Below are 6514 nucleotides of genomic sequence, written 5' to 3' on the forward strand. Positions count from 1 at the left end.
CCGTCAGCGGAGCTGAACCTGCTGACTCGGGTCATCGATGGGCAGGTAGCCAGCGACGACAGCGCTGACCTGATAGCTGTTCAGGATGACGTCGCCGCCGTGATTGTCGAGAAACGCGGTGTCGGCGGCGTCGCGACCGGTGGCGATGCGCAACAACGACTGACGGGGTGCGAGCCCGGTGGCGTCGACCACAACCCAGCGATCGTCGATCATCGCCTCGGCCACGGCGTGAAAGTCCATCGGGAACAGGCCCGGCGCGTAGACGGCGACGAGACGGGCGGGTATCCCCAAGCCGCGCAACAAGGCGACCACGAGATGTGCGAAATCGCGGCAGACACCGGCCCCCGACAACAGGGTGTCGACCGCCCCGTCGATCGGGTCGCTGGCACCGAAGATATAAGAAAGTCGTTGTCGCACAAAGTCGGTGACCGCGATGAGCTGGTCACCCGGGCTCGCCGTGGTGTCGAACTCCCCGGCGGCGAAACCGAAGAACTTGTCGGCCTCAGCGTATCGGCTCGGCCGCAGATAGAGCGAGCGGTCGAACTGCACCACCTCGACCGGGTCGGCCGGGGTGTAGACATTGGCGTTGTAGGTGACGTAGAGATTCCCGGGTTCTGCGTGCAGCCAGTGGATGCGACTTCCGCTGGCGGTGACAATCTCTTCGGGAACGATTGTGTTGCCGTTCAACGTGATCGACAGGTTCTCGTACAGGTCGATCCCGGGGAGCTTCGCCACCGCGATCTGCAGTTCGATCTCCGTCGCCGCGTTGACCGCCACATCGAGATAGACCGACACATCACGCTGGGCACTCTGAGCGAACTCGACCGACATTGTTGGGCGACCAATCCTTCCAAATGAGCTGCCGAGTCAGGCTGTGTGGTTCTGCAAGGCACCGATGGGATCAGCGTAGAGCGCGCCGAGTGATACCACCACCGCAGCGCCCTCCTGCACGCGGGCGCCGAATCGCGGTGGAGACAGTTCTATCGTCGGCAACGAGGTCGCCCCGTCGAACGCCGACTGCACCGGCGCCAGCCCGTGAGGGTGCTCGGCGAACACCTGGCCCGCAAGAACCACCCGATCGGGGTTGATCAGGTCCCGCACCAACGCCACCATCTCGCCGAGCACCCGGGCCCGCTCGTCGAGCAACTCCGCGGCGTCCGCGCCTGCGGCCACCGCATCGTCGAACACCTTTCGGCCGACGACATCCTGCAGCGTCGATTGCGGCGCACCCGTCAGCAGCGGCGCCGACACGGGCAGGTGCCCGATGTTTCCCGGCCGATCGCGCACCCGGCCGTCGATGGTGGTCGCCAACCCGACCGTCTCCCTGACGTAGAACAAGAGGTCGACGCCGGAGGTGTTCGGGTCGCCGGCGAGCAACAACTCCGCGGCCGCCATGGCTTGCACGTGTGGACTGACCGAGACAGGCAACCCGAGTTCATCCTCGAGGGCCTGACCCACCGGCGCCCGGCACCACCCGAGCTGCGCGTGGTCGACGCTGCCGTCCGAATGCACCTGACCACCCACCGCCGCACCGGCCCAGAGCGCGATGCGCTGGGTGAACGAATCAGCGACGACGGCCGCTCGACGGGCGATGAGGGCGAGCGCGGGGCCGGCAGGACCGGACGGGGTGGACATGGCGGCGGTCTGCAGCGGCCTGCCCCCGAGATCTGCGACCATGAGCAGCGTGGATCGGGCGCCGATGTGGATTGCGATCACACAGAATCGATCTCGATCCAACATCAGCGGGACCTTCGGACGACCGATCGCTCCGGGGGCGATGAGGTCGGGGCGTTCACGGACGAGACCGAGTCGATCGAGGGTCTGGAGCTGACGGTTCACCGTCGCCGCCGACAGCCCGGTGGCCTGCGGTAATCGGTCACGCGTCACCGGCCCCTGGGTGCGCACCGCCCGCAGGACGGCAGCCGCGGCGCCGTCGCCGCGCTCGAAAGAGACGGTCCTGATCGGTGGCGCGGAGTGCGAGGGACGGACATCTCCGTCCCGTCCGATCACCGCGCGCGTCCCCATGGGGTCAAAACCTACCGGTCGGGGCGGCCCTAGGATGGAACCCATGACAGTTGCAACCACCGAAGCGTCCAAATCTGGTGATCGCAAGGTCGCCGTAGTAACGGGAGCGAGTTCGGGAATCGGCGCCGCCACCGCGAAGGTGCTTGCCGCGCAGGGCTATCACGTGGTCATCGGCGCACGGCGGGTCGACCGGATCGAAAAGCTGGCCGCCGAGATCGACGGAACGGCCATCGTCCTCGACGTCACCGACGAGCAGTCCGTCGAGGCATTTGTCGAGCAGATCCCCCGGGTGGACGTGCTGGTGAACAATGCCGGAGGCGCCAAAGGACTGGCAACGGTCGCAGACGCCGACCTCGACGACTGGCGATGGATGTGGGAAACCAACGTCATCGGCACCTTGCGCATCACGAAGGCTCTACTACCCAAGCTCATCGACTCCGGCGACGGCCTGATCGTCACCATCAGTTCGATCGCCGCGATCGAGGCCTACGACAACGGGGCCGGTTACACGACCGCGAAACATGCGCAGGCCGTCCTGCACCGCACCCTGCGGCCCGAACTGCTCGGGAAACCTGTGCGGCTGACAGAAATCCAGCCGGGGATGGTCGAGACCGAGTTCTCGCTCGTGCGTTTCGAAGGCGATGCGGAGAAGGCCGACAAGGTCTATGAGGGCTTGACCCCGCTGTCCGCCGACGATGTCGCCGAGGTCATCGGATTCGTCGCGAGCAGGCCCCCGCACGTCAACCTCGATACCATCCTGCTGATGCCTCGTGACCAGGCGTCGGCCCGCCGGAACATCAAAACCGGCTGACGGTCGGGGGCCACCGGCGCTGTTCGGGCCGGGCTGATTCCCTCGTACGATCAGATGAACATCGCGACCAGCTGTAACGACTCGCGCACGCCGTCCGAGAACCAGACATAATCCAACATCGGGAAGTCCGGTTCGCCAGCATGTGGACCAGCGCCCGCACCGGACTTGGAGATGTCGAGTGAATTACCCCAATGGCGCGCCCGCTGGTCCTGTCAGCAATCCACCGAACGACCGCAAACAGATCATCATCGTGCTCGCGGTCGTCGCGGCCCTGCTGCTGACCTTCCTGGGGATCGGCGCGGTGTACCTGACCTCCGGTTCGAGCAAGGTGAAGGCCTCGCCGGCGCCCGAACTCGTGTTGGAGGCCATGAACAGCGACGGACTCGATCCTTTCGCGCCGTCGGTCGCGGTGAGCAATCGCCCGCTCGACGCCAACGCCCGCAACCTGGCGCCACAGGGCCCGGTCACACCACGCGGCGTCCAGGCGGTCGAAGGCACGACCGCCGGCCTCTACGGCGGCACCGGCGAAGCCAGTTGCGACACCGCCGCGTTGGCCAACTTCCTGGCGAACAACCCGGGCAAGGCCGCGGCGTGGGCGAGCGTGTTCGGAATCGGCGTCGACCAGATTCCCTACTACCTCGACACCCTGACGCCCGTCGTGCTCACCCACGACACCTGGGTCACCAACTACAGCTACGAGAACGGTGTCGCAACGCCGTTCCAGTCGGTGCTGCAGGCCGGTACTGCCGTGCTCGTCGACAGCTACGGCATCCCACGCGTGCGATGCGCCTGCGGCAACCCGCTGTCACCGCCCGCGGGCACCCCGCTGTCCGGGTACCGCACCGTGGGATCCCAGTGGGACTACTACGCACCTCGCCAGGTCGTCTACGTGAACTACCACAATGAGCACACGACGATCATCAACAACACGACAACCGTTGTGGCCGCGCCGAATCCGGCTCCAGCGCCCGCCTCGCTGACCCTTCTCGACCTGAACACGCTGCAACCCCTGCTCCGCACGGTCGGCGGGATCCTGAACCTGGCCGGGCTACCGCCACTGCAGGGCGCCTTGCCGACACCCGCGTCGCTGAACACCCCCTTCGTCAGTCCGGACCCCGAGGTGCAGACCGCGAACGGTGTCCAAGCCGACGGGCAGCCTGCCGAGAATGTCCTGCGCCAGGCCGCTGAAGCGACGGACTCCGAATCGTCGTCCGTGGCGGCAGCTGAATCCGCTGCCCCACAGGAGGGTTCGCCGAGTGTCGACGCGAGCGCTCAAGTCCCGGTCGATCCGAGCGTCCCCGCTGCTCCGGGAGGAAGCAGCGCTGCGCAGGCACCGCCGGCCCCGGCTGCTCCTGCAGCCCCGACCAGCGCCGCAGCGACACCGACCGTGTTCACCGGCACCGGAGACATCGTCTCGACTCTGACGTTCACCGTCGATGGAACGCAGGTGAGTTGTTCGGTGCCCGACGTGACCGCGCCGACGGCCGATCTCATCTGCACCGACGGCATTACCCGCACGGTGTCCAGTAGCTACCTGCAGACGAGTTCGGTCACCTCGGCCACGGACCCGGTGGGCGTCTGGACGGTTCCACTGACCAGCGGCGCCGGCGTCGAGCGGGTCACCGTGCTCTCGGCCGCGTGGACCCTCATCCCGACGCCGACGGTGGAAGCGCCCGCTCCTGCCACGGAGACGGCCCCGACCGAGACGGCGACACCGGCACCCGAGACGACGACGGAGACAACTGCTCCCACGTCCGATACGTCGGCGCCTGCAGTTCCTTGATCGTCTGAGGTCGGCGCCGCTCGCGGCGAGGCAGCACCGGATTCGGCCCCGTACCGGGTGTCCGAGGGAAGATCGGGTTGTTTCGAAATGAATTTCTGGGTGTGGGTCTGTGGCGATGGGCTGCCGTTGGTGGTGAGTTGGCGGGCTGGGGCTTTTGGCCCCGGCCTTTCAGGCCGTTCCTGGGGTGAGGTGTCCGCCTCTGATGGCTTTGAAGAGGTTGTGTACGAGGGCGTGAAACGCGAACTCGGCTGTGGCTCTGTCTAATCCACGGCTGGTGAACCGCCGGAACCCGAGGTTGTGTTTGGCGTGTCCGAACGGGGTTTCAGCGATGTGACCGCGTTGGGCATAGAGGGCGTGGCCTTCGGGTGTGGCCAAGCGGTGTCTCATGGCCTCGATGGGGGTGGCCCCAGGCGGTGGAGGTCCTGTGGTGGGCTGCTCGCGGGCGGTTTTGTTGATACGCCGCGCTTTACCGATGGCGATCAACCGGTCCGGCCCTTGACTGGTCAGGTTCTCGTTGGAGAGGTAGCCGGCGTCGGCGAGGAACACTCCAATTCCCGCGGCATCGCCCTCTGGTGCTGAGGTGGGTCGGTGGTTGGCGATGTCGTCGGCGGCGGCCACTGCTTTGTCGAGCATCGCGGCGAACGCGACGACATCGGCGGGGTTGTTGCCGACGCCGGTCGCCAAGAACAGTCCATCGGAGCTGGTCACGGCCTGGCAGTTGAACCCTTGAATCCAGCCCCCGCCGCGCAGCATCATCAGCCTCGACTCGGGGTCGGTGATGTTGCGTTTGGGATCGGTCAACGTGCGCGGGTGCGTGGCTGCGGCCCGCCGATCAGCCTCCTTACGTGCAGCGGCGTCACGGGTTCGGGTGCCCTCGGCGGCCTGGCGGGCGACCCGCTCGGCAGTGGCCCGCTCCAGCGTGTTTCGCGCGCGCACGACGTCGTAGTGGTCGTCGACCGGCACCGGTCGCGGGCCGGGCTGCCCAGGCCGCCACCGGTCGATCTTGGCCTGTTGGGCAGCGCGTATGCGCTCCAGATTCGCGGTGTGGACCTCGACCCGGATTTCAGTGGGCACCCGGGCTGAACGAGAGCCCGGTGGGTGCTGTTCACGCCACCGCGCGACCTTCTCGGCGCGGGCCTGGCGGGCCTGCTCGGCCGCCGCCTCCCGCGCCTGAGCACGCTCATCGGCGGCGTTGTTCTCGGCGGCCTGCTTGGTGTTGTGGTCCTGCAGATCAGCCAGCGCTGCGGCGATCCGCGCAGACCTCGACCGGGGATCGACCAGATCGCCGGGCACCTCATCACCGCGATCATCGGCGCCGAACATCTCGTCTTCGGCGGCATCGACATCGGCATGCTCGGATGCGGCGCGGGCCGCTTGCGCGGCCATCGCCGCCCGCAGACCGTCTTCGGTGCGGTTGGCGCTCATCGAGGCATTCGAGGCGATCTTGACCCCGTCGAGAGCAACGACCCCGATATTGACCATCCCCAGCCGTGCGCACAACACCAGGACCTGCGCAAACAGGTCTTCAACTGCAGTGGCGCAGTCGGCGCGGAACCTCGAGATCGTCACATGATCAGGTGCATCACCAGCACAGATGATGCGATAAGCGATATCGCGGTGGCACAGCCGCTCGAGCTGGCGTGAAGAACGTTGCCCGTGGGCCCAGCCCCAGATCAGCAGGGTCAGCAACATGTCCGGGTCATACCCGGCCCGCCCCACCCCGCCGGTCTTGCGTTGGGCGTGCAACACGCTGGTATCGAGCGAGGCGACGGTCTCGATCACCAACCACACCGGATCCGAATCGGGCAACCAGTCCCGCATACTCGGCGGCAACAGAAAGTACTGATCACGATCCACTGGACGATAACCCTTGGCCACCAACATATTATCGCCCA

General features: G+C 66.6%; 5 protein-coding genes. 2 read left to right on the forward strand and 3 right to left on the reverse strand.

From position 1 onward, the window contains the following. Nucleotides 1–3: 3 nt before the first annotated feature. Entirely contained in the window at nt 4–831 is an 828-nt protein-coding gene (locus BH683_RS01905; protein ID WP_084834573.1) for a transglutaminase family protein, read from the reverse strand. 36 nt (nt 832–867) lie between these two features. Continuing rightward, the gene (locus BH683_RS01910; RefSeq protein WP_084834574.1) at nt 868–2025 is read right to left on the reverse strand and encodes an ROK family protein; all 1158 of its coding nucleotides are present in this window, start codon (nt 2023–2025) and stop codon (nt 868–870) included. Nucleotides 2026–2068: 43 nt separating this feature from the next. On the opposite strand from BH683_RS01910, the gene BH683_RS01915 reads away from it, so the two are divergent. Further along, nucleotides 2069–2836, forward strand: coding sequence for an SDR family NAD(P)-dependent oxidoreductase (locus tag BH683_RS01915; RefSeq protein ID WP_094647183.1), 768 nt, complete (start codon nt 2069–2071; stop codon nt 2834–2836). Nucleotides 2837–3014: 178 nt separating this feature from the next. Next, the gene (locus tag BH683_RS01920) at nt 3015–4619 is read left to right on the forward strand and encodes a DUF6777 domain-containing protein (protein WP_084834576.1); all 1605 of its coding nucleotides are present in this window, start codon (nt 3015–3017) and stop codon (nt 4617–4619) included. Between the two features lie 168 nt (nt 4620–4787). Here BH683_RS01920 and BH683_RS01925 read toward each other — a convergent pair whose 3' ends face one another. After that, complete coding sequence (locus BH683_RS01925) at nt 4788–6503, reverse strand: transposase (RefSeq protein WP_210405139.1); 1716 nt, start codon at nt 6501–6503, stop codon at nt 4788–4790. Between the last annotated feature and the right edge of the window lie 11 nt (nt 6504–6514).

The organism is Williamsia sp. 1138, from assembly GCF_002095435.2.
Classification (GTDB): Bacteria; Actinomycetota; Actinomycetes; order Mycobacteriales; family Mycobacteriaceae; genus Williamsia.

What these genes read in the sequence shown, in the direction of transcription:
- BH683_RS01905 (WP_084834573.1), bottom strand. Translation starts at nt 831, where the DNA reads ATGTCGGTCGAGTTCGCTCAGAGTGCCCAGCGTGATGTGTCGGTCTAT.
- BH683_RS01910 (WP_084834574.1), bottom strand. Translation starts at nt 2,025, where the DNA reads ATGGGGACGCGCGCGGTGATCGGACGGGACGGAGATGTCCGTCCCTCG.
- BH683_RS01925 (WP_210405139.1), bottom strand. Translation starts at nt 6,503, where the DNA reads ATGTTGGTGGCCAAGGGTTATCGTCCAGTGGATCGTGATCAGTACTTT.
- BH683_RS01915 (WP_094647183.1), top strand. Translation starts at nt 2,069, where the DNA reads ATGACAGTTGCAACCACCGAAGCGTCCAAATCTGGTGATCGCAAGGTC.